The sequence below is a fragment of the Candidatus Methanoperedens sp. genome (assembly GCA_027460535.1).
In the GTDB taxonomy this organism is placed as follows: Archaea; Halobacteriota; Methanosarcinia; order Methanosarcinales; family Methanoperedenaceae; genus Methanoperedens.
Window position 1 is genome coordinate 70,509 of sequence record JAPZAR010000011.1, and the last position, 24,391, is coordinate 94,899.

The following is a 24,391-nucleotide window of genomic DNA, read 5'->3' on the forward strand; positions in this document are numbered from 1 at the left end:
AGACTTTTTAATGGATTTCTCTCATATCAATTTCAGGTATTTTAGAAATAACATGCAGAGCATCGCAGCCCTTGTGCCTCTTCTTCCCGGCTCAAATATTGTTTCGGGGCCGGTCGATGGCATTATGATCTACAGCTTTGCCACGCCGCAGGCTTCATATATTTTTCGCGAAGTGGAGCAATCAAAAACAAGCTCAATATTCATTGCCGGCGGTCCTCATCCTTCGGCTCGCCCCGAGGAGACGCTTGAGTATTTTGATTATGTGGTCATTGGAGAAGGCGAGAGAACACTACCGGAACTCACAGATGCGCTGCAAAATGGAAAGGATATTTCCTCAATTAAAGGTATGGCATTCAAAAATGATGGCAGGATGATATTCACTGGAAAGAGAGAGAGCATCGATCTGGACAGATACCCCCCTTTTAATCCTGACGTGATTCACAGCACAATAGAAATTACCCGGGGCTGCCCTTTCAAATGCGCTTACTGCCAGACGCCGCAGTTGTTCGGTCACGGGATGAGGCACCGCAGCATTGATATGATATGCAGGTACGCAAAGTTCCTAAAAGACGTGAGGTTCACATCCCCCAACGCATTTGCCTATGGCTCTGACGGCATCCATCCGCGCATTGAAAAGATAGAGGCATTGCTCTCCTCTTTGCCGCGCGATGGGAATATATTTTTCGGCACATTCCCGTCGGAGGTCAGGCCTGAATTCATAAGCGACAGGCTTCTTGAGCTTGTATCCGAACATTGCGCAAATACCACGATCAGCATGGGGGGACAGTCCGGAAGCCAGAGAATCCTCGACCTTATACGCCGGGGTCACACCGTTGAAGACATCGTTATCGGGGCCGAGAAATGTTTGCAGCATGGATTCACGCCCGTGGTGGATTTCATTTTCGGGCTGCCCTATGAGACCAGTGACGACCAGCTTGAAACTCTCAGGCTTATCAAATTGCTCACCGGAAAAGGAGGAAAAGTGCATTCGCATTTTTTTATGCCTCTGCCGGGGACGGCGCTTGAGGGCGGGAGGCCAGCCCCATTATCGGGAGAGGTGGGAAAAATAATGGGCGAACTTGCACTTCATGGAAAAACAAGCGGCAGGTGGTCTAAAGCTGGATATCCTTATTCTCAACAAGAATCCTGAACTCTTCCAGACTCACGCGCCCTGATTTTTGGAACTTCTCCTTGGCAAGTTCACGTTTCCCTTCGGTTTTCTTCTCATCCTTAGATAACTGGATTTCTTTCATCTGCTCAAGATAGACTCCAAGCTCATCCCTGAGTCTAGGAATTTCAGCCTTGAGAGCGCTTATTCTCTTTCGAAGCGGAGCTATGCCCTTATATTTCTCTGATACCTGGGCATGGTAAGAATCAGCCTCTTTTCTGATCGCGTCGATTTCATTATACAACGCTATCATCTCCTCGTGGTATTTCTGGGATTCCTGTGCAAGGGTCTGGATCTTCGCATGCAAAGAATCCATATCTGTAAAGATCCCCTTTGCCTGGTTATATTCTACAGAAATCTCATTATGTATCACATTGGCTTTTTTGGTGGCTTCAAGTCTCCTGGCCAGTTCGATGAGCCGATTATAGACATTGATTTCATGCTCAAGCGGTATGTCGGCAGTCAGGAAAATGTTGAGTTCCTCGCTGTAAGCTTTCTCAAGAGTTTCGAATCTACCCCTTGCTTCCGTGTTCAGATCGTCACGCGTTTTTTTAAGTTCCCCGATTTTCTCACTGAATTCCTTTCCCCTGTTCTTGAGCTTATCCCTCATGGATTTCAGCTCCGCGATCCTTGCATTTGTTTCATCCCGTTTTTTTCTAAGGTCTGCCGCTTTCGGGGAAAGTTCTTTCACCTTTGCGTTCAAACTATCACGCTTGGCCTTTGATTCCTGCCCCACATCATTATGCAGCGAGATTTCCCTGAAGGTATTCTTCAGTTCTCTCTCATTTTGTTCAATCCTTTGCCTGAGAACATTTATTTTTTCTTTCAATTCCCGTTCCGGAAGTTTCGGATATACTTTTTGAGGCACATCCTCCTTCTTCCCTGCTTCCTGATGCGATGCATTTTCGATTTTCACCTCATCAGGCGCTTCTGGTAATAACGCTGGCAATTGTTCATGAACCTGCGCCGGGAGATTATCTGAATTTGCATTATCCATTTCAGTCAACCTTTATTCCCCCTTTTTGTTTTTCCCAGTAAGTGGAAGCGCTGTTATGACTTTCTATCCTGTGCCTCAACCAGCTATGACGGCCTTCGATTTCTTTCTCTTGTTTATCATAATCCTGGGCGGATACAGTTTGCTGTTTGGGTTTACTCCCAATAGAGAGGAATTCCTTATGGCAAGAATTGGCCTCGTTCAATTTATCTACTATCGCCTTGCAGGTTATGATCACTCCACCTTTCCTTGCCCCGGATTCAAAATCATAGAAATGTCTCTTTAATTCCACTATTATCCTTTCTTCATCCTCAATATTTTTTGAATCCTGAACCTTTTTCTCAATCTCTTCTATCCTTCCCGAAAGGCGTACCATATCTTGAAGATTTGCTGCCTTAATGGACCGCATCTTTTCGATCACCTGCCCGAATACCTCTTCCCTCAGTTTTTTAGCCTGGTAGAAAAGCAAATGATATTTCTCATTAAGGACAGAGATCCTTGATTCTGTGGTCTCTTTTTCTTTTTTAATCTCGTCAGCTTTCTTCTGAATAGCCATTAACTTGCTGTCAATATCTGAAAATTCTGTATTATATACATCAAGAAATTTTTTATGTTTTTCGATAACAAGTTCAATTAATTTTTCGCTTTCAATTAATCCGGTCATAATCGCACCATCTGAGCATGCGGAACACCTTTGATAAATATGACGTTTTCAGGGTCTATGCAGCCGCAGTCAACTGCACATGCCACCGATTTCTCCCCTGCTATGTTGGCGATGGTTGCACCAGACAGGGCTTCCTTAACCTCTTTCTCGGAAGCCTCATCACCTTTATAGAACCCCTCTTCCAATTTTAGAACAAGATCGCCTTCCCGGAAAATTTTACCTATTATTTCCGTGTCGCAGACGGCGACCATGATTTTCATCTCTGCATCATATTTTTTCATGTACATGTTTTAGACAACCCTGAACCGTTCATTGCTCGCTTCAATTATTTCTCCCGCGCTCTTTAATTTTTGTATCATATCTTCAACAGTATCTTTTTTGATACCTGATTCTTCCGCCTTTCTTATAATGTCTTCTATGGGTGCCGGCCCTTTATTTTCATCCTGGAGTTCCCTTATGATCTCTCTCAGTACCTTGATCTTGTCCCGCTGGCTCTTGCCCATGCCCACGTTGATGATATCCGCATCAAGCCTTCCTGTCTCCGGGTCGGTCATGACCTGCTTAAGGCTTGCCATCACGATCCTTATGACGCGGTCCGCATCCTCGGTCGTTATTATATTACTCAAACGCACGCGTGCGCTCGCTTCGGAAAGTCGGATAAGGGCTTCGAGCTGGCGAGCGGTCACTGGGACGGGAGAATTCGGGTCTTCGCCCTGCTTTCGCAGACTGAGATAGAAGTCGATCAGCTGCTTCCTGGCATCATCCTCAATAATCGGGAATATGTTCCTCTTTGTGTAAGCTATGTATTTTCGAAGCATATCAGCCTGGATAACTGGTTGTATGACCTCCATGGCTTTTGTGATATCTTCCTGTTCTATGCCTGAATTGAGCACATTATCCCTTCTCATCGAGAGCTGGCCGGCATAATGTGCTTTCAGGATATGTTCAGCAATCGCCGTATCCCGGCTGACCGATGGTTCGTCCGTCAGGATGAAAATAAGGTCAAAACGCGAGAGAAGAGCAGGGGGCATGTTTATCTGCTTTGCAATAGGTTCGTACCTGTCAAACCTTCCGAACTTTGGGTTCGCCGCTCCAAGCAGCGCACAGCGTGATTTCAACGTAGCCATGATCCCTGCCTTGGCTATGCTTATTGTTTGCTGTTCCATTGCTTCATGCATTGAACTTCGATCATCCGGTTCCATCTTGTCGAGTTCGTCCACGCACGCAAGCCCCATATCCGCAAGCACGAGCGCACCGGCCTCAAGCGTCCACCGCCCTTCTCCGAACTCGTCTTTGACCGCAGTGGCAGTAAGACCTGCGGAAGTTGAGCTTTTGCCACTTGTATAAATACCGCGCGGCGCAAGCCTTACAGCGTAGCGCAGCATCTGGGATTTCGCAACTCCGGGATCACCAACAAGAAGGATATGGACATCCCCGCGTATGCGTGTCCCATCTGGCAGCGATTTCGGTATCCCGGAAAAAAGCTGCATCGCCATTGCTTCCTTGACTTCCTCATAACCATATATGGAAGGCGCTATTGAATATATCACCTTCTTATAGATCTCCCGGTCTTTGCCAAGTGCCAGTATCTCCTCGATCTCTTCTTTTGATATTTCTATATCTTCAAATTCCTTGTCCTCTATCTCGGTGGAGATCCCATCAAGCACGAGATCGAAGAACGTGCTCTTCCCTTGCTGTGTGCTTCTCTGGAATGAGCGCAATATCCCCGAAACCACCACCCTGTCGCCCGGGGCCACGATCCCGGCAAGGTCGTCATCCACATCCACATCCAGCGTCTGGGGCTGCTCACCCCCTCGCAGGTCGTCAGGTGATTCCTGTACCCGCAGCTTCTGCGCATCGATAAATTCCGATTCTTCATGGACCAGTTTAAAAGGGCCCTTGCGCCCGCAAACGTCGTTCTCGCACTCATACGGTTCAACGAACTTACCCTCGCCCTGAGGCATCAAAGTGACATGGTCGCATCTCTGGCATTTGAACGCTGCATTTACGATCTTTGGCCTCACTTCGGTGGCTTTCCTTATAAGGCCGGAAACCGCGATGAACTTGTTGATGTGGGCGGACCTGAGTTCCCGTATCTGGATGCGTTCCGGCAGTTTGATAATTCTAACATGGGCACCGGAAAAAACAACATCCACGGGCAAATCAATCCCCGCAAGTGCCTCGTTTGCATGTTTCATTACGGAATCGGGATGTTCTACAAGTTCTCGGGCAAGCTCCATATCGAACCGCTCAAGATCAGAAAACTGAATCGTCAGACTGCGTTTTTCCGGATAATTCTTGGCAAGTTCAAGGATGCTCTCCCAGTAATAACGCTTGAAGAAATCTTCCCATACCTGGTTCGATGATTGTGCCATTTTTGAAACTACTAAGTACGAAGAGTACATCAAGGTTTCGAGAGGCTAAACCGATATAAAATTCGAATTAAATTATACATGTTTAATGAAGTAATATGTCTGCTCATGATTTATTTTACTCTTTATTATTCAACCCCTTTATTTCTATTGGAGAAATAAATAATAATTGTTATTATCATGATGAAATATTAAACGCAACAAATTCAGCCGGCACTTCACGGTTATAGGCATGGTTGCATATTTCATAATGTTGATTTCCAACCATTTTTTGCCTTCCGTGACGCAATTCTGGGTATTTTTACCCCTGTTTCGACTGGAGAATTTTCAATGATATCGTTTTCCATGGAAGCTCATTAGGAGGATAGTGGGCAGTTAGGGATTTTTAGGGGGTGGTGTATTTAAAAAAGTGGTTTTTCTGCCCACTGCAATTCGTATGTATACGAACTAAAGTATTTATAATTTACGCTTGCTTGATCTCCCATTTCTCTACTGTTATTTCACTGCGACGATTTTCACGATATCCCCGTTCTTCAATTCGTGTTTCTCGCCGAGACGCATCTTGGTGCGGGCATCCACTGCATAAAGAAATCCCTTGCCGATGTCAGTGTGTACCATGAAAGCCAGGTCTTTGGGAGTGCTTCCTTTCTTGAGCAGGAATGCATCAGGTAGCATCTTACCATTCTTGTCCGTGAACTTGTTCTCGTCCTCAACAGGATAAACTACTATCAGGTCAAGAAGCTTGAAAACGGTTTCATTGATACATTTCTGGACCCCCGTGCCCCCATTTTTCTTCATCAATGCCCGTATTTTCAAGAGCGCTTCTCTCTGGACCGCAGATAAGTTCGGTGATTCTGTAAAATCTGCATCCCCGGGAATGTACTTGATCGCCCCGCTCTTATCAGCCATGCGTAAAGCCACCTCCGCTGCTCCACTTGCAGGTATTGCTCCGACTTTCACAAGTCTGTCGATATTCTCCTGCGACGCCACATCTATCTTATTTGCTGTTATGATAAGAGGCTTGCTTTCTGCCCTGAGCAAATCTGAAAGCTGGATTATCTGCTCATCCGTCCACATATGCGGTTTGTCGCGGGGAAGTTTCAGCTTGGTAATTGCTGTTCTCACATGAGCTTCAGTAATTCCGGCGCCTTCCAATTGTGCTGCAATTGTCTCTTCTAATTTCAATCCCTCTGCCTGTACCTTACGGGCCAGCCTTTCCCAGTTCCGCTTTAAGATACCAGAGATCCACATCGTTATTTCTGTTTCCAGGAATTCTATATCCAGAAGAGGGTCATGAGAACCCACCGGCACCGGGGCCCCTTCTATGTCCGTGCCACCTGAGGCATCTATCACATGAATTATTGCTTTTGCCTGCCTTAAATTGTCCAGAAAGGCATTTCCGAGCCCGCGTCCTTTATGGGCATCGGGCACAAGTCCCGCCACATCTATCATACCTATGGGCACGAACCTTATACCTTCCCTGCAGTTTCCACAATCGAGCTTTAACTCGCTGCAAGGGCAGGTTGTTCTCACATACGCTACCCCGTGGTTGGCATCAATGGTGGTGAAGGGATAATTTGCGATCTCAACATTTGCCAGCGTCGCAGCCTTGAAAAACGTTGATTTCCCACAATTTGGTTTTCCTGCAAGCGCTATCGAAACAGCCATGCTCTGAATACATCACAAGTGAACTTAACTCTTATCTAATTAGCTTCGCAATTTGCCTGAGTTCATTACTATTAAAGGATCTCTTTTATCCTGCCCACGGTCCTTTCAAGTTCACTGAAAATAGGTTCAAGGGCAGCATCCTGCGCAGCCATAACTGAAATCAGTGCTTTCTGCCCGACAGTAGCTGTAATAAGCTTACCGCCTTCATAATCTACGATCACACGATCGGGGCTTACTTTTTCTAATTTATTGGTGGCCGCCTCGGCGGCCCTTAACAAGACTGCTGACATCATGGTCAACGTTTCGATTTCATCACTTTCATAATCGCCGATGAGAAAACCATCTCGTCCTGCCAGCGCGATCATTTTCACACCCTTAACTTTTTCTAAATCAAATAAAATTTCACTGAATATTTTATGCATCTTTCCCCCTTTCATATTTTCCCTTAATCTACTATCGACGTACCGCTTAATATTTTTTTCCTTTTCAAAGAAGGATTTTTTTAAGGCAAAGGGATGCCATAGATTTCATCAAACCCGCTAAAAAAAAGACGGAACAAAATCCAATGGAATTAATAATGTAATAAAATTGAAATATCATCAAATCCATTTACGATCATATGGAAGAACTTGATGTAAGGGGTAAGGTTTGCCCTTTTCCGCTTTTCTATGTGAAACGCAAGATATCGGAAATGAACCCTGGTGAAGAACTTGAGATCATTGCCGATGACCTTACAGCAAAGGAGACCATACCGAATTGGAGCAAGATCCACGATCAGGAGATCGTAAGTATCAAAGATGAGGGGAATTTCTTTAGAATAATAATCCGCATAAGAGAATAAGTTTATTCAGCTTCTTTTTTAGGACTGGCTTTCTTCTCTTCTTCGAGTTTCTTCTTCCACTCAATGAAATTGCAGTGCGGGCATCCTATGTCCCAGGGGCGCCTCCCTTTATTTATTATCTTGATGTAATAAAGACCATGTTCATCGCACTGCTTATCAGTGACCACAATCTGTCCGCTTTTTGGCAACGGCAGGGTAAAATCGCATTTCGGATAAGCAGAACATCCGATGAACCGTGAGCCTTTTTTGGATTTGCGGATTATGAGGTCGGAAGAGCATTTCTGGCATGTCCCTATAATACGGTCTTCGTACAACCCGTTCCTCAGGGATTCTGTTATGAGTTCCTTGTTTTTAGACATGTCCCTGAACACCTCATCCAGCATCTCTCTTGATTCTTTGACGACGAAATCCTCGGTGATCTTGCCATCGGATATTTCATCCATGTCATGTTCCAGCTTGCCTGTCATCTCGGGTTTCGTAATAGTGTTTGCATATTTCTCAAGCGCTTCAATGACGGCATAAGCGGTCTTCGTGGGCTGCAAGGGATTGCCGTGCACATACGCCCTTGAATAGAGCTTGGATATTATTTCATGGCGCGTAGATTTTGTCCCGATCCCCAGGTCTTCCATGATCTTTATAAGATGGCCCTGCCCGTATCTTGAAGGGGGCTGGGTCTCCTTCCCGACGAGATTCACTTCTTTTACGGTCAAAACCTGGCCCTCCATAAGCTGGGGCAATATCCTATCTTCAGGAACATTATATGAGTAGTACCATCTCCAGCCCGGGTCGATAAGCCTGGCACCGTTCGCACCGAATTCCTCGCCGCCGATATCTACCGTGATTGCCATGGTCTCCCAATGGGTCTCTCCTGCGAATGTTGCAAAAAACCGTCTCACCACCAGTTCGTATATTTTCCATTCATCCTCCCTGAGCTCGCTTCTTTTAACAGGCGTAGCGGGATGGATGGGTGGATGGTCTGTGGTTTCCTTTTTGCCCCGTGTGGGGGTGAGCTCCATGGAAAGCAGCTTCTGCGCGTACTCCTTGAATTCGGTATTTAGAAACGATTTGATAATGTCTTTTGTATCAAGGGTCGCTGGATAAACGGTATTATCGGTTCGCGGGTAGGAAATGAACCCATTAACGTAGAGGAACTCGGCTATGCGCATGGCATTTGCTGCTGAAATCCCTATCGCGCTCGCTGCCCTCAAGAACTCCGTGGTATTGAACGGGGTTGGGGGCTTTTCGGTTCTTTTCCCGAGTGCAATGCTTTTTACGGTGCCGGTTTTTCCGAGTTTCGCCATTATAGCTTCGGCCTCGGCTTTGTCCAGGAATCGCCCATTCTTATGCTGGGTTTCGAATTCTCCCCCATTCACAAGTTTAGCAAAGAGTTCCCAGTAGGGGACAGGCACGAAAATATCGCGCTCTTTTTCGCGATTCACTATTATTGCAAGTGTGGGCGATTGCACCCTTCCCACAGAGAGGAACTTGTCTCCGAGCCTGCCTGAACTCAGCGACACAAAACGTGTGAGGACGGCTCCCCATATCAGATCAATGACCTGCCGCGACTCTCCCGCGGCTGCAAGATTGAAATCTATTTTGGTTGGGGTAGAGAAGGCTTTTATTATCTCTCCCGGGGTTATGGTGCTGTAGTGCACCCGGTCTGCCGATATATCCGGATTTACCTTTTTTATCACCTTCAGCGCTTCCACGCCGATCAACTCACCTTCCCTGTCGTAGTCTGTAGCAATGGTGAGATGGTCTGCCTCTTTCCCGAGTTTCCGAATGGCAGTAACAATATTGGCATGTGTGGGTATCGTCAATACATCGGCATGTATCAGGTCTTTTACGTCTGTTTTCTGCCAGTTATTGTAATCCTTGGGAAAATCCACTTCCACGATATGCCCTGACAGTCCTATGACCTTCGTACCGTCGAACTTATACGTGTCGACTCCGTTTATTCTCTCCTTCGTCGGCTTCTTTTCCGCAAGTATTGCCGCGATTCTCTTGGCAGTATCATGTTTTTCTGTTATGATAAGATGCATCGTATCCTCAGAGCCGTCTGGATTAGTCTGTAACTTATTTAAATAGTTTTGGTTGCCAAACTTCCTGAAGACCTTATTTCAAAACCTTCTTTAACATCTCGATTCCCCTGATCTCATCCTCGAACATGGGGATCTTTGCCACAACCAGCCCCCCGAACTTTTTATCGATGAGTTCAAGATAATGCTCCTGTTCGGCCTGTTTATTCACGACAAAGGAAGAGTGTGAGTCCGTATGTGGCATGACCTGGTTCACTATCACCCCGCCCACGGGAATCTGGAATGCTCTCACCCAGTAGATGAACCGCTCCACGACTGAAATTGGGAGTGCAAGCGGAAGCGTGACAAAATAGAATGCTGTGAGGGCAGGGTCGGTGAGGAGCTTTCTTATCTCCTCGGTCTTACGCCTGGATTCCAGAAGACCTTCGACCATGGGGTCACAAACCTCTTTTTTCTCCTTTTTGAAAGAAAGCGATTTCTTCAGGCACATAGCCTCTTCCCTGCTCTTTATCATTTTCCCAAGCCACATGTCGTACATCTTGCTCATTCCAAGAAGGCGATATGTATGCGCGACCGGGGCCGTATCAAAGATATAGCAATCATACCTGTCCTGGAGTATCACATCCATGACATTATCGAACATCGCCGATTCTTCAAAGGCAGGGTTCGTGGTCGCAGCATCCACGAAAGGCGTGGGGTCTATCGGGATGTCTGCATATTTCAGGAAATCAAGGATCTTGCTGCGCGTATTCTCGCGGTACTTTTCAACTGTTGCACCTGTCTCGATCTCAAGTGCGAAGAGGTTACTGCATCCCTCCACTGGCGCTTCCCCGCGGCCAATGAATTGCTGTCCAAAGCAGCTTGAGAGGCTGTGCACCGGGTTCGTGCTGCAAAGGAGCGTCTTCTTGCCCATCGATGCAAGATAAATCGCTGTTGCCGAGGCCATTACTGTTTTGCCCACGCCTCCCTTACCCCCGAAGAAAAGATATTTGGCTTTTCCTTCAGTAAGTTTACTCATCTCTTTCACCCATACACTATACCGGCAGTCTTTTCAAGCATAGCCAGTCCTTTCGGTTCGCGATCCATCATCGGAACCTCTGCCACTAGCCTGTCACCAAATTTCTCGCGTATGATTTCCATGTTGCCCTGCTGCATTCTGACCCTGCTCTTCAGGAAATCGGGCACATTCTGGTCATCGCGCAACTCGCGCGGGTACACCTGGTTCACGATGATCCCGGATAGTTCAATCCCAAATTTCTTGAACTCTTTGATCGCTATCTCGGTATCAAGGATAGCCATCTGTTCAGGGATGACCACGTAGAAGAGAGCGGTCGTATCACGTCCGCCTATGATCTTTGCCATGAAACCTAGCCGGTTCTTGATATCCTGGAGCTCCTCCAGAATTCCCATTTCCCCGGATTCCTGCTTTTTGCCTGATATCCTTTTGACCCTGTCGTCTACATCGTGCGAATCCTTTCGTATATCCACGACTTTGTTTATCCAGACGTCAAGGAGGGATGCCATGGAGAGGAACCGTATAGCATGCCCGTGCGGCATCATGTCGAAGATATAGTAATCATAGTTCCCTGCCATAATGAGTTCAATCATGCTGTCAAATGTGGCGCTTTCAGACATGGCAGGCTGCGCTGATGCGCTCTTGATGTAATCTTCGATCTCTTCCGGCACCTCGCCGTACATGTCCAAAATCTTTTTCCTGACACTGGCCTGGTACTCCGAGACCACCCTGTCGGCATCTATCTCAAGGGCAAAGAGGTTCGGGACAAGCTGCACTTCACCTTTACCGAAAAGGTCCTGCTCGAATACATCGGTGAGGGATGCCTGCGGGTCGGTCGAAAAAACGATGACCTTTTTACCCTTTGATGCAAGATAGCGCGCCGTAGTTGCTGAAAGAGTGGTCTTTCCGAGACCGCCCTTACCTGCGAAGAGCAGGTACTTCATACCGGGGCGTTCAATTATGTCTTTGAGAATAGATTCATCCTCCGAACATCCTGTCAGTCACATCGCGATCCCGCAGGAGTGTCCTTTTCCAGGTCTTCACATGCGGCACGACATGAGGCAGCAGACGCAGCGAATAATACGGCGGAAGCACCGGAATCCCCAGCATGTCGCCCATGACGATAAGCATGAACAGATTCTCCATATGCATGCGGGTTCGGAGCGAATATGTCACCATGTCATGCGCCGCCATCCCGTATACGAAGTCCTTGATTGCGCTCTTTATAGATGCGAGTCCTTTTTTCTCATTTTTCTGCTTATCCATTATTGCACCTCATTTTGCCGGCTAATTCTTCTTCTCTGGAAAGCTCCGTATATGTCAATACACATCATAAGTGCTGCGATTATCAGAATGACCCCTATGATTCCTGCCACTATGTTCCCCGCAGCGATCGGGGTCGAGGCAAATCCCTTTGTAAGAGATTGATAACTCGCGTAACCCAGGGCCGCGATCGTCGTGATGATCATGAATACTCCGGGGATTCCTGAGATCATCCAGCTCTTTTTGGTATCGATAAGCCATAACGTAATAAGCATCAGTGAAAGCCCTGCCATGAGCTGGTTTGACCCGCCGAACAAAACCCAGATATAGAACCATGTGCCCCCGAAGGTGGGGCTTGCCAGTACAAAAGTCACTGCCAGGAAGAGTATGGAGGCAATGTACTTGTTCCGGAGCAGGGGCACTCTTTCCCCGCCTATTTCATGTATCGTAAGCCTGCCCAGGCGCACCACAAGCATCATGACGGCAAGCGCCAGGGCAATAAATATGAGCCCCACATATGCAAGGGCCGTATTGCTACCCCCCAGGAGCGACCCTGCCCCTTTTGTGAATATTGCCGCGGCTGGAAGACCCTGTGTGCTCGATGCCGGGAGCACGGCCACGATGGAGAGCGCCAGAAGGGCAAGCGCCCCTTCGGCAAGCATGGAACCCGCGGTTACCGGAGCGACGTCGCGTTCGTTCTCTATCTGCTTTGAGGTAGCTGAACTGCTCACCAGGCTGTGCCAGCCCGAGACAGACCCGCAAGCTATCGTTACGAAAAGGAGAGGCCAGAGAGGCATTGCGGCTGAACCCGTCAATCCCGCAAAGAAACCGGTATAATTCGGTATGACATAATCAGGGTGGCCGAAAATAAGGGAGGCGACGAGGGCTATGAGCCCGAAGAACACCACGTAGAAGAACATATAGATCGTGGGCTGGGTGAAGCTCCATATCGGCGTGAGGGCGGCTATGAAGCAGAGCACAAGGAGGGCCAGAAGCCAGATATTGACGTCAGCGATGCTGACCGGAAGTGATGCGCCAGCAAAAATGCCACCTATAACTAACACTATACCTGATACGGTTCCCACGAATGGGTTAATCTTGAATTTATAGATGAGTAAGCCTACAAATATACCTGCAAAGATTACCGTTGCGGTCGGGAGAATGGAATTGACACTTGCCTTGAGCATTCCTGCCGCGAGGCTTGCGAAGGCAGCCATGATAAGGATCAGGTAGAAAACAAGGAAGACCATAAGGATGTTTCTTGTGCGCGGACTTATGAGTTCATATGACAGCGGACCGAAACTTTTGCCTTCGTTCCTCAATGAGACCATACAGGAAAAGTAATCCTGCACCCAGCCGATGAAGATGTTTCCCACAAGTATCCAGATGAGCGCGGGCAGCCAGCCCCAGAGCAGGGCGGCAGTGATTGCTCCCACGATTGGCGAAAGGCCTGCTATGCTCTTGAACTGGAAGCCAAAGAGCACGAACTTGTTTGTGGGGAAATACTCCACGCCGTCCATATAGACCCTGGCCGGGGTTGCCCGCGCCGGGTCACATTTCATTACGTCGCGATCGATCTTTTTCACCCTGTAATAGTAGACCAGAAGATAGACTATGATACCTGCAATAAGTATCATGGCTGCGTTCACCAACATCCTTCAAATCCTCCTTTTCCGACACCCCCATTGGTGTCATCATGAAAACACCATCAATGTTTATTAAGGTTTCGCTATGTGTTTTTTCGCGCAGGCTGCCCTGCAACTGCATCGGTGGCACTGAGCATCATATTATATCTTGTGGATAATGGAGACTTTTTATTATTTTCTGGTTTGAAAAACCACAGAGAGCACAGAGGACACAGAGAAACGCAACAACTCTCCGTGCTCTCCGTGTCCTCTGTGGTAGATTATCCCGGATGGGACTCATTTATCCAGAATAAATTAAAAAGTCTCAGATAATGAACGCAAAAAGAGGAAAATATAGCGGGGTTTTTTTTAAGCGGTATAGGGCATATCTTCCTTGTTCTCCACTATCCTTACAGATACAGTAAGGAACCTCAAAGGTACTTTTCCTGTATTCAATAAAGTATGTGGCGCAAGCGGCTGTATATACACAACATCATTACGTGAAATTTCCCGTGTTTCCTCTCCTATTGTTATTGCACCGTATCCTGAAAGGATATAGTAGATCTCTTCAAGCCCCGGATGATAATGGACCGGAATGGTTTCACCTGGCTGAAGCGATGTATCATAAACTGCTGCGATGTTTCTTGCCTCATCCGTGAGGTCAAGACCATTTTCTATCTGTTTTAAGAACATGAGTTTTTTACCTATTTATGCGTTCATCCGCTGTCGATCTGCTAAAATTCCCCTTTTTTCTCTTTTACCTTTTGCACAAGTTCAAAAATCTCATCGGTTTTTTCCCCCGTGACGCAGAGCGTTATGGAGCCTTCGCCCCCGTTTACACCCCCCGCGCCTATCGGGAATACATCCTCAGCGCCAAGCAGGACCAGCGCCTGGATCTCCGTAACAACCGTACCGAAAAGCGGCATCAATCCCACCGGGAGACCGTTTGCCTTGCTGCACCGCTGGATACCTATTCGTTTTGAGATCTCAATTACCGAGTATGGAATGGATTTTTCAAGTCCCACCGGAATGACGAGGTTTATACCTCTGGCCATGACAGGCCCCAGTATAGTTCCCGTTGTACCTCCGGCCGGATTTGCCATCATCACACCTGCCACTCCCTGAGGGTCAATGGCGTTTGCCCCTTTTATGACCACATCCTGCGCCGTCATTTCTTTTATTATGGTTTCTGAATTCACTTCCTTCCCGTTCTTCAGGGCGATCTGGGGAAGGCGTTTATCCTGCGGAACAACCGCTGCAGTCCCATCAATGTATCCCGCACCGTATCTGAAATGGTCTATCTGCCTGCCTGTAAGCTCCTCTGCAACATATGCGTTCGTGGTGCCAAGAGCTATCAGTATTATTCCCTTTTTCATGGCCTGCTGGATAACCGGAAGCCTCTTCACTCCCATGGCTATAATTCTCTTCGATTCCGGGGGTGTTAATGTTATCTGTATCTGTTTCATCTCCACTGCTGCTCCTTTAGAGGGATATTGATTTTAAGAGATAAATAGTTGGTTCTTGAGAGCGCGGTTGATGGGCAAAGTTACCGTGATGTTTTATGATGAATCTTCGCGAACATTATAATTATTCGGAAGGATGGTGTAAAATCTTTTGGTGTTAAAGTTGTTCGGATGGTTTTTGCTGAACAAAGACGAACCGAGACGGGACACAGATTGCACAGATGATACGGATGCGCACGGATTGAAATTATCCGTGAAAATCCGTCAAATCCGTGTCATCTGTGTTCCATTCATAATTGTCCAACACCAAACAACAAAATTTTAAAAGAAATTATTTGCTTGGTTCACGGTTACTGGAAGTTATGACTCCTTTACTATTAAAAAATAAATGATAAAAATTATACTTTATATACTATGACAAAAATTAATAAGTGTGTAATATGCATGGGTCTACGATAAAACAGTGTACAGGAATTTCCAGAAATGAGTTTTTGGAAGTCAGGAGCATTAAAGTTCAATGAAGTCCAAAAGGATGGGGATGATGAAAGAACATGTTGCCTCAAGTTTCCATATTGAGGGCACGCCATTTGACGGACGCAACATCATTTTTCGGCCCATTGGGGATGGAATGAATATGATAATCAGTGAAATGAATGGGGAGCTGGCGGCATGAAAAAGAAAATTGACCAGATTATCATGAAGCTTCGAGAAAATAAACCTGTTCTTGAAGAGAAATATAAAGTTAAAACACTCGGAGTTTTTGGCTCATACGTCAGAGGAGAACAAAAGAAATCCAGCGATCTGGATATTCTGGTGGAATTTCAGGAGCCTGTGGGTCTTTTTGAATTTATGGAACTGGAGGAATTTCTGGAAAAAAATACGGGAGTCAAAGTAGATCTTGTATCCAGGAAGGCTTTAAAACCAAGAATTGGCAAGCATATTCTTGAAGAGGTAATCAACGTATGAAGAAACGGGATTATGGGGATTTTGTTCAGGACATACTTGATTCCATAAATGATGCTGGAAATTTCATTGAGGGAATGGATTTTGAGGAGTTCATTAAAGATAAAAAGACAATTTACAGCGTGGTTCGCGCCATAGAAATTATCGGTGAGGCTACCAAGAATATCCCCGAACAAATAAAAAAGAAATATCCAGAAGTACCATGGAAAAAGATGGCAGGAATGAGGGACAGGCTTGTTCATGAATATTTTGGAGTTGATTCAGAAATTTTATGGGAGACAGCAAAGGAAGATGTGCCTCACCTGAAAATCCCGGTCTCAAAGGTTCTGGAAGATATGGAGAGGGGTGGATAATCCCAAGTCTGCATTTGATAGTAGTTTGATTGGAGATATCTATGGAAGCTATCTCAAAAATGCATAACAAAAATTATATGCAGTCTTCCAACTCATCAATAAAGTCACAAACACAGGACTTTAACCAATAACTTCTTGATTATTGGTAAAGCAAAAAAACTTTTATATATATTTCATTCAGATTTTAATTTAATCTTCTTCATCGTGCTTCAATTCAGCTTGCATTTCTTTTATTTCAGCTATTTTTTCGTCACTCTGTTTTAACATTTCCTTCGATTCATCTTTTGAAGCTTTGTTTTCTTTTTCGATATCTTGAATATTATTTTTCCCCATAAACCGGGTTCTTTTTATAGCAATTATTGAAAAAACGATTATTGAAAATATAAACGGTATTGCAAAAACATTCAAAAAATGCCCTTTCATATTAGAAATGACAAACGTCACAGTGAAAATAAATCCGAGATTGGTAAAAGCAGTCATTATATCTAACCTCTTATTTGGATTATAAATGATGAAGAAATAAAGATATAAAAAATTAATTGCTACTCCAAAAATATATAATACGATGCTTTCCGATTTATCTGCCCTATTTACTGTAATTTTTATTTTATTGTTTTTATTAATTATTTCAAGAGTTCTCGGTTGATTCCATGCATTAATAAGAATAGTTGTGTCTGTAGAGTTAATCAAATAAGAGGTAGGTATATTTATCCCAAGAGTATTATTCGCTGGAGAAACTAAAATTTCAGTGGTTAAGTCCTCGAAAGGGAAATCTAAATTTTGCTTCAAATCAACTGATATTGTCCCATTATAGGAACCATTGGAATAAGCAAATATATCATTTTTGGCAAGTCCATTCAATTTGTAATTTAGCCGGATATTTTGAGGTTTAATGTATGAGTTAGGGTCAATTAATGACCGTATATTTAATTTTAATTGGTTTATGAATTCACTAGTGCTTGGTTCCACATAAATATCAGTCCCGATTACGATATCTTTTTTGCTGTAAATTATAGCATTATTAAGGGCTTCATTAGCTTCTTCATATCTGCCTAGATTTTTGAGAGCAACTCCTTTGTTGTTCCATGCCTCTTCGTTTTGTGGATTTATTGCAATGGCTTTATCAAAGGCTGCTAATGCATCTTCATACCTGCCTAGCTTATCGAGAGCAATTCCTTTACTGTTCCATGCCTCTTCGTTTTGTGGATTTATTGCAATGGCTTTATCAAAGGCTGCTAATGCATCTTCATACCTGCCCAGCTTATCAAGAACAACTACTTTATTGTTCCATGCCTGTGCGTTTTGTGGATTTATTCCTAGAGCTTTATCAAAAGCTGCTAATGCATCTTCATACCTGCCCAGTTTACCGAGAGCAACACCTTTGCCAGTCCATGCCTCTGCGTTTTGTGGATTTATTTCGATAGTTTTATCGTAAGCTGTTAATGCGTCTTCATTCCTGCCCAGTTTATCGAGAACAACTCCTTTATTGTACCACGCCACTGCGTTTTGTGGATTTATTTCGATAGTTTTATCAAAAGCTACTGATGCATCTTCATATCTGCCCAATACACCGAGAACAACTCCTTTATTGTACCATGCCTCTGCATATTGTGGATTTATTCCGATAGCTTTATCATAAGCTGCTGATGCATCTTCATACCTGCCCATTTCACCCAGAGCAACTCCTTTATTGTTCCAAATATCTGCGTTTTGTGGATTTATTTCGATAGCTTTATCATAAGCTGTTAATGCATCTTCATACCTGCCCAGTTTATCGAGAACGACTCCCTTATTGTACCATGCCTCTGCGTCATGTGGATTTATTTCGGTAGCTTTATCAAAAGCTGCTAATGCATCTTCATACCTGCCCATGTTAAAAAGAGAGAGCCCTTTATTAAACCACGCATCCGCATCCTGTGGGTTTATTCCGCCATTTGAGTCTGTAAGAGCATAACCAATTTTAGCAATCCCACTTAAAAGCAGAAGCAAAACCAAACCCAATGTTAATGCCTTTATTGTCATGTTATTCCAGCCTTATTTCGTTTTCTTCTCATTATGCATATAAAATTAATTATTATAATGGTGTCCACCTAATATAAATTGGATAGAGGATTTCAGGAATTAATAAAATTATTTTAAGAATTAAGAAAAAATGATTTTCTCTGCAATTATATAATGATAAGTTATGAAACTTAAAATGTCTTTAAATATAAACTATTTTAAGAGATTGCCACATAATGAAAAAAACTATTCATCAATTATTCAAAAATAATGGATAAAACATAACCACAATTTGACCATAACCCCGTACTTGAATAGTGAAAAATTAAGTATCAGTTTCAAGAAACTACAAGGATAGAGTTATTTTAAGCAGCTATTTAATTCTTGTAAGTTCTCTCTGCCATATTTTCAAAATTAACATCATATTTTCAAAATCCCAAAAACCTATATCCCAAAAGCCACAACATTTAATTGTGTTCTTCAACGAAAGAATAGAGACCATGAGTCGGGGTGACCTCGATGCTCTTGTGGAAGAGCGTATACGCTACACGGTCAAATACGCAAGTGAGCATTCGCCTTTTTACAGGAAATGGTTCCATGAGCATGGCATTAAACTATCAGAGGTACGCACCCATGAAGACCTGAGAGGACTTCCGATAATTTCAGGAAGAACAATCCGTGAGAATCAGCCCCCCGAGAGTTCGGATTTTCTTTTCAGGAGCGTGGACTGGAAGGATATTTTTACGCTTCACGAGACGAGCGGGACAAGCGGAACGCCAAAAGCATTCTTTCTCACGTGGGAGGACTGGCAGCGGTATGCTGAGAAATACGCCAGGATATTCATCTCGCAGGGTTTTGGACCCGGTGACAGGGTAGTTGTGTGCGCTTCCTATGGAATGAATGTCGGCGCCAACACGATGACACTTGCAGCCCGTGATATAGGTATGACGATAATCCCGGAAGGGAAATGCACCTTCCCCGCGCGTGTCATAAAAAATTACAGGCCTACGGGAATAGTGGGAAGTGTTTTCAAGCTGCTGGCACTTGCCAGGCAAATGAAAGAAGAAAAGATCCTTCCAGAAGAGTCCAGCGTCAAGCGGCTCGTCGTGGGCGGTGAAAGTTTCGCGGATGAATCGCGCGCCTATCTTGCCGAACTATGGGGATGCGATGTCTACAACACCTATGGAAGCACCGAGGGAACAATGTGCGGAGAGTGCACTGACGTCAGCGGGCTACATGTTCCAGAGGACCTTGTGCATCTGGATATCTACGATCCCGGGTTGAGCGGCTTCGTGCGAGATGGGGAATGCGGAAGGGTGGTTCTGACAACGCTCCTACCAGTTGGGGGAAAGTGCGGAAGCCTCCTTCTCAATTACGACACCGAGGATACCTCCGCTGTCGTTACGAGAGAAAGATGCCCCTGCGGCAGGACCCACATGAAGATCACGAATCCGCAGCGAGAATCCGAGACCTGCTGGGTGGCAGGGACGCCCTTCAACCGGGTGGATGTGGAACGAGGGGTTTTCCAGCGCGAGAACATGGAATACCTTACTGGTGAATACGAGGCTTTCCTCTACGGAGGGGAAGATGAGGGAGAGATCATAATGAGATTGAGCGTTGAATGCTTTGACCCGGAAAAGTGTGACAGGGCGCTTGTGGAAGAGAATTTCTTGAAGGCTTTTTTCAAATTTAAGCCGCAGCTTGCACAAGCCCACAGTGAGGGAATGTTCAAGATGGTCTTCAACTTCGCAGGGCCTAAAGACCTTGAACTGCATCGCATCAAGGGAAGACCCAGGCGCCTCGTGGATAGAAGATAGAGGTTTGAAAGTATGGACAGAAGAAACGTGATCGATATCGCAAAGTTAATAATGAGCATAGCGATTTGTCTTTTCGCAGGATTCATTGGCTCGGTTTTTACAATTCCCTCAATAACTACCTGGTATGCATCCCTGCAAAAACCATCTTTCAACCCACCGAACTGGGTTTTTGCTCCCGTGTGGACCATTCTTTTTGTATTGATGGGGATATCACTTTTTCTTGTGTGGAAGAGATGGCCGAATAAGGAAGTAAAAACCTCGCTCTCCATATTTAGTATCCAGCTTGTTTTGAATGTACTCTGGTCGCTTCTGTTCTTTGAGCTTCACTCTCCATTCTATGCTTTCGTGGATATCGTTATACTCTGGGCAGCGATCGCGCTTACAATATATTATTTTTCAAAGGTTTCCAGGACTGCGGGATTATTGCTCCTGCCCTACATTATCTGGGTAAGTTTTGCTGCGATTCTTAATTTCTACATAATGAGGCTCAATCCATGAGTACCCCAAAGAAAGGGCTATTTGCACGTATTTGTTGGGGCGGGAACAATCACAACAAGCGGCAGGTTTAAAGGGATGAGTCCATGCGAGATGAATCTGCTGACTAAATTTTGCAGATATTCCATCAGGAAAGTTCTTGGAATGGTGGTACAATAGGGCGTAAAGAGGAGCCTGATGGAATATCTTACAGCAAATAAAATAATAGAAATTCACGACGAACTCATAAAAGAATACGGTGGAACCGATGGAATACGTGATAATGGGACGCTGGAATTATTGGTCTATAAGGTGAACCGTGAAAATACTATTTTCAAGAGAGCAGCTTTGATTTTACACACGATTACTGCGCAGCATCCATTTTTCGATGGGAATAAGAGGACAGCATTAGTTACTGCCGAAAAAGTACTTGATGATGAGGGATATTATCTGGAGGCAGAAGCCGAAGAGAAAGTCGGCTTTATGCAAAATATCGCTGAATACAAGATCTCTATCAAAACGATAGAAAAATGGATTAAAGAAAAGGCGAAGAAGATTACATCTCGGCTAACATTCTGAGGACTTTATCGTTCCTGAACATTATTTTTTTCACAGTTTGCTTTTCTTCTGGGGATAATCCCAATTCCCTTTCTGCGACTAATGGGTGGGTTGGTGCTTCAAGAGGTTCTTTCTTCAGACATTTTACCATTTTGGTTCATTTGGCTATCTTTGTATTTAAGACATGCTTATCTATTTTTAGATATTATCTCTTTTTTGGAACTGTAAAAAAGTTTGGTGTTGAGCAAACCCTTTGCGTACTTTGCGCCCTCTACGGTGAAAAATCCTGCACCGCAAAGCACGCAAAGAGCGCAAAGTTACTTTATACGAGATTTAACACCAAAAGATTTTACACACATTCTTTTTTTATCGATTACGGCAAATTCCCTTCCCCGCTCAACTCATGCTGCCGCTCGATGTTCATCATTATCAATATCTCAAAAATCCTCTTTACCTCTTCGCCGTCCAGCCCCACCTCGGTCGCCGCGTTCGCCACCCTGTCCAGTACGATTTTGTTCTGCTCATTATCATTAATGGGCATTCCAATGGCTTTCTTGGCCTCAAGTACATCTGTGGCAAGTGCCGTCCTCTGCTCAATGAGGCGGAGTATCTGATTATCCAGTTTCTCTATCTTTGCCCTTACCTCTTTTAACGGCATATCTTCCCACCCGCATTATTTACCTTAGTCCTTATCACTTTTCCGCCTGTACGCGACCACACGGGCTCGAGTTTATCAAGGAGCTTCGGGGTTCCAAGCGCCGCATAAGCAGGCCCCGTACCCGAGAGGCTCACGCCCTCGATGCCCACTTCGAGCGCCGCAAACATTGGCTCCGTGCTGAAGCCGAGAGCTGCGCAGTACAGGAAACCGTTAAGCGTCATGGCCTTCTCGTAATCCCCCGCAACGGCTTCTTCATATGCAAGCTCCACCCAGCGTCCCACGAGCCTTGAACGCGCCACGTTTGTTGCAGAGCTGTATGCCTTCTTTTCAGGAGCGAGAATAAGCACCTCTGAATCGCGCTCCGATCTGCTGATAAGCTCCTTATTTTTGTTATCCGTAATAACGAACCCGCCAAGCATGGAGGCGCAGGCATCGTCGAACGCGCCCGTGATCGTTACTTTTGCATCAAGCGCACCCTGAACGCCTATTTTTATCGCCTCGAGTGGTTCAAGCGATTCACCCAGCGCATCAAGAGTGGCAAGCACGGCGGCATTTGCAGCGGCGCTTGAGCTCTTAAGCCCGCTTGCTATTGGTATCTGACTTTTTGTCGCAACCTTTGCACCGGATTTTGAGCCAAAGCGGAAAAGGGTAAGTTCAACGCAGCGTTCGATAAGAGTGGTGTCCCCACCTTCCTCCATATAGCCCTGTATTTTTCCGGAATCTGTGAGTGTGACTTCCGCTTCTGTCCGCAAATCAATCCCGAATGCTGCTCCTTTCCATGTTGCGATCGCATTGATTATCGTTCCTGCTCCGCAGGCGTATGCGTATCCTGACTGTTTCATAATATTTCCATTCTCACTGTTGTGAAAACAGGTCCTCTTGTATCTATCTTTTTCTTCATCCCCGTAATATACCTCTGCACTATCGGGTCTGTCCTGATATTTATCTCAGAAGGTACCTTGATGATTCTCACACGGGTCTCTGAAGGGCTGCCTTTTTGCACGGCATCCTCTATCTCCTTCGCGCACCTCGCTGCAAATGCATCGATATACCTGATGCCCGTTGTAACGCCATTGTTAAATGCATCATCCCATCTTGAAGTTCTCGGCAACCCCAGGATGTCGTTCTTATAAGAGATGATCTCATTCATAGCTGCCGGGCCGCAGAGCTTGGTATTCTCCTCCGGCTCAACGACTTTTACCCTGATATTCCTTTCAAGCAATTGTCCTTCCCATGCAGTGAATTCACACGGGCTCGGGGTATTTCCATATTGCTCGCATGTCCTGACGATAGCGGCCTGTATCTCTTTCCCGGTCTCTGTCACAGGCGCATCCTCCACATATATCATGGAGGCAATCTCGCTATCTGGCATCACCCATCCGGTCTTATACTGGAACTGTGGATACGTCAGGGCTCGGACATCCATTGAATCGTGCAGTATCATTGCAAGGCGCTCGACTCCCATACCCAGGTTCATCACGGGGCAGGGGATATTGTACTGCGAGAGAGCAGAAGGTGAATATATCCCAAACGTCGCCACCTCCACCCAGCCGTCCTTGTACTTTGTCTTTGAACCCACAAGCCTCGGGTGAAAGGCAAAGACCTCGGTCTGAGTGTCAGAGACATAATACTTGCTCCTCTTTTCATCAGGCCTGAACCTGAAATTGGAGAATCCAAATTGGCTGAGAAGCCCTGCAGCGACCGCCTTCCCATCATCAACGCTCACATTATCATTCATTATAATGCAGGATGCGGAATAATAAGCCATAAGACGCGTGGCATCCTCTGCCTGCTCCCGGCGGAAGCACCTGTCTACGGAAAAGAGCTTCAGGGGAGTACTTCGGTAATCGCACATCTCTCCAAGGCTGATGAACCAACCTGAGGTCATGTGGCTGCGAAGCGTATTCTGCGAACTGACAGGTACAAGCGACTTGAACTCCGGGAATACATGGTCGATCATAACAGCAACTTTGGAATCCGGGACTTTCAATTCTTTCGCCATTTCCGGCACGAGGTCATCCCCTTCTATCTCACCTTTCTTGTAGGAATGAAGTATCTGTCTTATCGTTTCCACACCTTCCTCATTCAAGTCCCCAAGGATTTTTTTTATCTCTTCTATCCTTTCATCCGAAATCCCCACATTGGGTCTCGGGAGGCCGCCAATGTAGAAACAGCGATCCAGGACTGCCAGTGCTTCATAGCCGAATTGCTTGTGGATCTCCCTGTCCTCTACAATGATGGGGTTCATGAACTCTTCAAAACCAAGGCGCATATATGCGTCGCGGAGGCGCTGGATCGTATCGAAAACTGGATGGGGCTTCCCATATTTCAGAGAAGCACGGGGATATTTTTCATTGATTCCCGGATTGGAGACATATTTTTTCCCTTCGTTCCATGCAGCGTCAAAATCTTTCTTTGTTGCTTCTTTGATTTCATCGGGATTAAATCTCATGAG

26 protein-coding genes are annotated in these 24,391 nt (G+C 45.4%); 8 read left to right on the plus strand and 18 right to left on the minus strand.

The window, feature by feature from the left end:
- Nucleotides 1-10 precede the first annotated feature (10 nt).
- Nucleotides 11-1,150, plus strand: a complete 1,140-nt coding sequence (locus O8C65_04825) for a TIGR04013 family B12-binding domain/radical SAM domain-containing protein (protein MCZ7356235.1) — start codon at nt 11-13, stop codon at nt 1,148-1,150.
- Here O8C65_04825 and O8C65_04830 read toward each other — a convergent pair.
- The 6 genes from O8C65_04830 to O8C65_04855 all read right to left on the minus strand — a co-directional run bounded on the left by O8C65_04830 (nt 1,113) and on the right by O8C65_04855 (nt 7,288).
- Nucleotides 1,113-2,174: a phosphoserine phosphatase gene (locus tag O8C65_04830; protein MCZ7356236.1), complete on the minus strand. Its 1,062-nt coding sequence runs from the start codon at nt 2,172-2,174 to the stop codon at nt 1,113-1,115. The genes O8C65_04825 and O8C65_04830 overlap by 38 nt on opposite strands.
- A complete protein-coding gene (locus O8C65_04835) occupies nt 2,167-2,826 on the minus strand; it encodes a hypothetical protein (protein ID MCZ7356237.1) in 660 nt (219 codons plus the stop codon). The genes O8C65_04830 and O8C65_04835 overlap by 8 nt, the downstream gene beginning before the upstream one ends.
- A complete protein-coding gene (locus O8C65_04840; GenBank protein ID MCZ7356238.1) occupies nt 2,823-3,107 on the minus strand; it encodes a DUF424 family protein in 285 nt (94 codons plus the stop codon). The genes O8C65_04835 and O8C65_04840 overlap by 4 nt, the downstream gene beginning before the upstream one ends.
- 9 nt (nt 3,108-3,116) lie before the next feature.
- Complete coding sequence (locus O8C65_04845; GenBank protein MCZ7356239.1) at nt 3,117-5,201, minus strand: minichromosome maintenance protein MCM; 2,085 nt, start codon at nt 5,199-5,201, stop codon at nt 3,117-3,119.
- A gap of 492 nt (nt 5,202-5,693) precedes the next feature.
- Nucleotides 5,694-6,866: a redox-regulated ATPase YchF gene (locus tag O8C65_04850; protein MCZ7356240.1), complete on the minus strand. Its 1,173-nt coding sequence runs from the start codon at nt 6,864-6,866 to the stop codon at nt 5,694-5,696.
- A gap of 71 nt (nt 6,867-6,937) precedes the next feature.
- A complete protein-coding gene (locus O8C65_04855; protein ID MCZ7356241.1) occupies nt 6,938-7,288 on the minus strand; it encodes a roadblock/LC7 domain-containing protein in 351 nt (116 codons plus the stop codon).
- A gap of 197 nt (nt 7,289-7,485) precedes the next feature.
- Here O8C65_04855 and O8C65_04860 point away from each other — a divergent pair, with 197 nt between their 5' ends.
- Nucleotides 7,486-7,707, plus strand: coding sequence for a sulfurtransferase TusA family protein (locus tag O8C65_04860; GenBank protein MCZ7356242.1), 222 nt, complete (start codon nt 7,486-7,488; stop codon nt 7,705-7,707).
- 2 nt (nt 7,708-7,709) lie between these two features.
- On the opposite strand, the gene O8C65_04865 is transcribed toward O8C65_04860, so the two are convergent.
- From O8C65_04865 to O8C65_04895, 7 genes are all read right to left on the minus strand, one after another.
- Nucleotides 7,710-9,749 carry a DNA topoisomerase I gene (locus O8C65_04865; GenBank protein ID MCZ7356243.1) on the minus strand — a complete coding sequence of 680 codons (2,040 nt, stop codon included), beginning with the start codon at nt 9,747-9,749 and terminating at the stop codon, nt 7,710-7,712.
- Nucleotides 9,750-9,822: 73 nt separating this feature from the next.
- The gene (locus tag O8C65_04870; protein MCZ7356244.1) at nt 9,823-10,764 is read right to left on the minus strand and encodes an ArsA family ATPase; all 942 of its coding nucleotides are present in this window, start codon (nt 10,762-10,764) and stop codon (nt 9,823-9,825) included.
- Nucleotides 10,765-10,769: 5 nt separating this feature from the next.
- Nucleotides 10,770-11,705 carry a TRC40/GET3/ArsA family transport-energizing ATPase gene (locus O8C65_04875; GenBank protein ID MCZ7356245.1) on the minus strand — a complete coding sequence of 312 codons (936 nt, stop codon included), beginning with the start codon at nt 11,703-11,705 and terminating at the stop codon, nt 10,770-10,772.
- Between the two features lie 34 nt (nt 11,706-11,739).
- Nucleotides 11,740-12,027: a hypothetical protein gene (locus tag O8C65_04880; GenBank protein ID MCZ7356246.1), complete on the minus strand. Its 288-nt coding sequence runs from the start codon at nt 12,025-12,027 to the stop codon at nt 11,740-11,742.
- Entirely contained in the window at nt 12,027-13,679 is a 1,653-nt protein-coding gene (locus O8C65_04885) for a hypothetical protein (GenBank protein MCZ7356247.1), read from the minus strand. Before O8C65_04885 ends, O8C65_04880 begins: the two co-directional genes overlap by 1 nt.
- Nucleotides 13,680-14,018: 339 nt before the next feature.
- Nucleotides 14,019-14,342, minus strand: a complete 324-nt coding sequence (locus tag O8C65_04890) for a cupin domain-containing protein (GenBank protein MCZ7356248.1) — start codon at nt 14,340-14,342, stop codon at nt 14,019-14,021.
- Nucleotides 14,343-14,383: 41 nt separating this feature from the next.
- Nucleotides 14,384-15,115, minus strand: a complete 732-nt coding sequence (locus tag O8C65_04895) for a hypothetical protein (protein ID MCZ7356249.1) — start codon at nt 15,113-15,115, stop codon at nt 14,384-14,386.
- 514 nt (nt 15,116-15,629) lie between these two features.
- Between O8C65_04895 and O8C65_04900 the strand changes: the two genes are divergently transcribed.
- The 3 genes from O8C65_04900 to O8C65_04910 are packed head-to-tail and all read left to right on the plus strand — an operon-like array spanning nt 15,630 to nt 16,428.
- On the plus strand, nt 15,630-15,785 hold the full coding sequence (locus O8C65_04900) for a hypothetical protein (protein MCZ7356250.1): 156 nt from the start codon (nt 15,630-15,632) through the stop codon (nt 15,783-15,785).
- Nucleotides 15,782-16,078, plus strand: coding sequence for a nucleotidyltransferase family protein (locus O8C65_04905; protein MCZ7356251.1), 297 nt, complete (start codon nt 15,782-15,784; stop codon nt 16,076-16,078). Before O8C65_04900 ends, O8C65_04905 begins: the two co-directional genes overlap by 4 nt.
- Nucleotides 16,075-16,428 carry a DUF86 domain-containing protein gene (locus O8C65_04910; protein MCZ7356252.1) on the plus strand — a complete coding sequence of 118 codons (354 nt, stop codon included), beginning with the start codon at nt 16,075-16,077 and terminating at the stop codon, nt 16,426-16,428. Before O8C65_04905 ends, O8C65_04910 begins: the two co-directional genes overlap by 4 nt.
- Before the next feature lie 189 nt (nt 16,429-16,617).
- On the opposite strand, the gene O8C65_04915 is transcribed toward O8C65_04910, so the two are convergent.
- Entirely contained in the window at nt 16,618-18,450 is a 1,833-nt protein-coding gene (locus tag O8C65_04915; GenBank protein MCZ7356253.1) for a tetratricopeptide repeat protein, read from the minus strand.
- 449 nt (nt 18,451-18,899) lie between these two features.
- Here O8C65_04915 and ftsA point away from each other — a divergent pair, with 449 nt between their 5' ends.
- The 3 genes from ftsA (at nt 18,900) to O8C65_04930 (ending at nt 21,299) form a co-directional block, all read left to right on the plus strand.
- Nucleotides 18,900-20,246 (plus strand): coenzyme F390 synthetase, encoded by a 1,347-nt coding sequence (ftsA, locus tag O8C65_04920; GenBank protein ID MCZ7356254.1) that lies wholly within the window; start codon nt 18,900-18,902, stop codon nt 20,244-20,246.
- A 12-nt stretch (nt 20,247-20,258) separates the two neighbouring features.
- Nucleotides 20,259-20,744: a tryptophan-rich sensory protein gene (locus O8C65_04925; protein MCZ7356255.1), complete on the plus strand. Its 486-nt coding sequence runs from the start codon at nt 20,259-20,261 to the stop codon at nt 20,742-20,744.
- Between the two features lie 174 nt (nt 20,745-20,918).
- Entirely contained in the window at nt 20,919-21,299 is a 381-nt protein-coding gene (locus O8C65_04930) for a type II toxin-antitoxin system death-on-curing family toxin (protein ID MCZ7356256.1), read from the plus strand.
- Here O8C65_04930 and O8C65_04935 read toward each other — a convergent pair.
- The 4 genes from O8C65_04935 to sepS all read right to left on the minus strand — a co-directional run bounded on the left by O8C65_04935 (nt 21,277) and on the right by sepS (nt 24,388).
- The gene (locus tag O8C65_04935) at nt 21,277-21,429 is read right to left on the minus strand and encodes a hypothetical protein (GenBank protein MCZ7356257.1); all 153 of its coding nucleotides are present in this window, start codon (nt 21,427-21,429) and stop codon (nt 21,277-21,279) included. The two genes, O8C65_04930 and O8C65_04935, sit on opposite strands and share 23 nt — an antisense overlap.
- 222 nt (nt 21,430-21,651) lie before the next feature.
- Entirely contained in the window at nt 21,652-21,936 is a 285-nt protein-coding gene (locus O8C65_04940; protein MCZ7356258.1) for a chorismate mutase, read from the minus strand.
- Complete coding sequence (locus O8C65_04945) at nt 21,927-22,778, minus strand: shikimate kinase (GenBank protein MCZ7356259.1); 852 nt, start codon at nt 22,776-22,778, stop codon at nt 21,927-21,929. Before O8C65_04945 ends, O8C65_04940 begins: the two co-directional genes overlap by 10 nt.
- Complete coding sequence (sepS, locus tag O8C65_04950; GenBank protein ID MCZ7356260.1) at nt 22,775-24,388, minus strand: O-phosphoserine--tRNA ligase; 1,614 nt, start codon at nt 24,386-24,388, stop codon at nt 22,775-22,777. The genes O8C65_04945 and sepS overlap by 4 nt, the downstream gene beginning before the upstream one ends.
- Nucleotides 24,389-24,391 lie beyond the last annotated feature (3 nt).

Excerpts from the sequence above, each read along its gene's own strand:
- O8C65_04825 (MCZ7356235.1), top strand. The coding sequence starts at position 11 with ATGGATTTCTCTCATATCAATTTCAGGTATTTTAGAAATAACATGCAG.
- O8C65_04835 (MCZ7356237.1), bottom strand. The coding sequence starts at position 2,826 with ATGACCGGATTAATTGAAAGCGAAAAATTAATTGAACTTGTTATCGAA.
- O8C65_04840 (MCZ7356238.1), bottom strand. The coding sequence starts at position 3,107 with ATGAAAAAATATGATGCAGAGATGAAAATCATGGTCGCCGTCTGCGAC.
- O8C65_04845 (MCZ7356239.1), bottom strand. The coding sequence starts at position 5,201 with ATGGCACAATCATCGAACCAGGTATGGGAAGATTTCTTCAAGCGTTAT.
- O8C65_04850 (MCZ7356240.1), bottom strand. The coding sequence starts at position 6,866 with ATGGCTGTTTCGATAGCGCTTGCAGGAAAACCAAATTGTGGGAAATCA.
- O8C65_04855 (MCZ7356241.1), bottom strand. The coding sequence starts at position 7,288 with ATGCATAAAATATTCAGTGAAATTTTATTTGATTTAGAAAAAGTTAAG.
- O8C65_04860 (MCZ7356242.1), top strand. The coding sequence starts at position 7,486 with ATGGAAGAACTTGATGTAAGGGGTAAGGTTTGCCCTTTTCCGCTTTTC.
- O8C65_04865 (MCZ7356243.1), bottom strand. The coding sequence starts at position 9,749 with ATGCATCTTATCATAACAGAAAAACATGATACTGCCAAGAGAATCGCG.
- O8C65_04870 (MCZ7356244.1), bottom strand. The coding sequence starts at position 10,764 with ATGAGTAAACTTACTGAAGGAAAAGCCAAATATCTTTTCTTCGGGGGT.
- O8C65_04875 (MCZ7356245.1), bottom strand. The coding sequence starts at position 11,705 with ATGAAGTACCTGCTCTTCGCAGGTAAGGGCGGTCTCGGAAAGACCACT.
- O8C65_04880 (MCZ7356246.1), bottom strand. The coding sequence starts at position 12,027 with ATGGATAAGCAGAAAAATGAGAAAAAAGGACTCGCATCTATAAAGAGC.
- O8C65_04885 (MCZ7356247.1), bottom strand. The coding sequence starts at position 13,679 with ATGTTGGTGAACGCAGCCATGATACTTATTGCAGGTATCATAGTCTAT.
- O8C65_04890 (MCZ7356248.1), bottom strand. The coding sequence starts at position 14,342 with ATGTTCTTAAAACAGATAGAAAATGGTCTTGACCTCACGGATGAGGCA.
- O8C65_04895 (MCZ7356249.1), bottom strand. The coding sequence starts at position 15,115 with ATGAAACAGATACAGATAACATTAACACCCCCGGAATCGAAGAGAATT.
- O8C65_04900 (MCZ7356250.1), top strand. The coding sequence starts at position 15,630 with ATGAAGTCCAAAAGGATGGGGATGATGAAAGAACATGTTGCCTCAAGT.
- O8C65_04905 (MCZ7356251.1), top strand. The coding sequence starts at position 15,782 with ATGAAAAAGAAAATTGACCAGATTATCATGAAGCTTCGAGAAAATAAA.
- O8C65_04910 (MCZ7356252.1), top strand. The coding sequence starts at position 16,075 with ATGAAGAAACGGGATTATGGGGATTTTGTTCAGGACATACTTGATTCC.
- O8C65_04915 (MCZ7356253.1), bottom strand. The coding sequence starts at position 18,450 with ATGACAATAAAGGCATTAACATTGGGTTTGGTTTTGCTTCTGCTTTTA.
- O8C65_04925 (MCZ7356255.1), top strand. The coding sequence starts at position 20,259 with ATGGACAGAAGAAACGTGATCGATATCGCAAAGTTAATAATGAGCATA.
- O8C65_04930 (MCZ7356256.1), top strand. The coding sequence starts at position 20,919 with ATGGAATATCTTACAGCAAATAAAATAATAGAAATTCACGACGAACTC.
- O8C65_04935 (MCZ7356257.1), bottom strand. The coding sequence starts at position 21,429 with ATGGTAAAATGTCTGAAGAAAGAACCTCTTGAAGCACCAACCCACCCA.
- O8C65_04940 (MCZ7356258.1), bottom strand. The coding sequence starts at position 21,936 with ATGCCGTTAAAAGAGGTAAGGGCAAAGATAGAGAAACTGGATAATCAG.
- O8C65_04945 (MCZ7356259.1), bottom strand. The coding sequence starts at position 22,778 with ATGAAACAGTCAGGATACGCATACGCCTGCGGAGCAGGAACGATAATC.
- sepS (MCZ7356260.1), bottom strand. The coding sequence starts at position 24,388 with ATGAGATTTAATCCCGATGAAATCAAAGAAGCAACAAAGAAAGATTTT.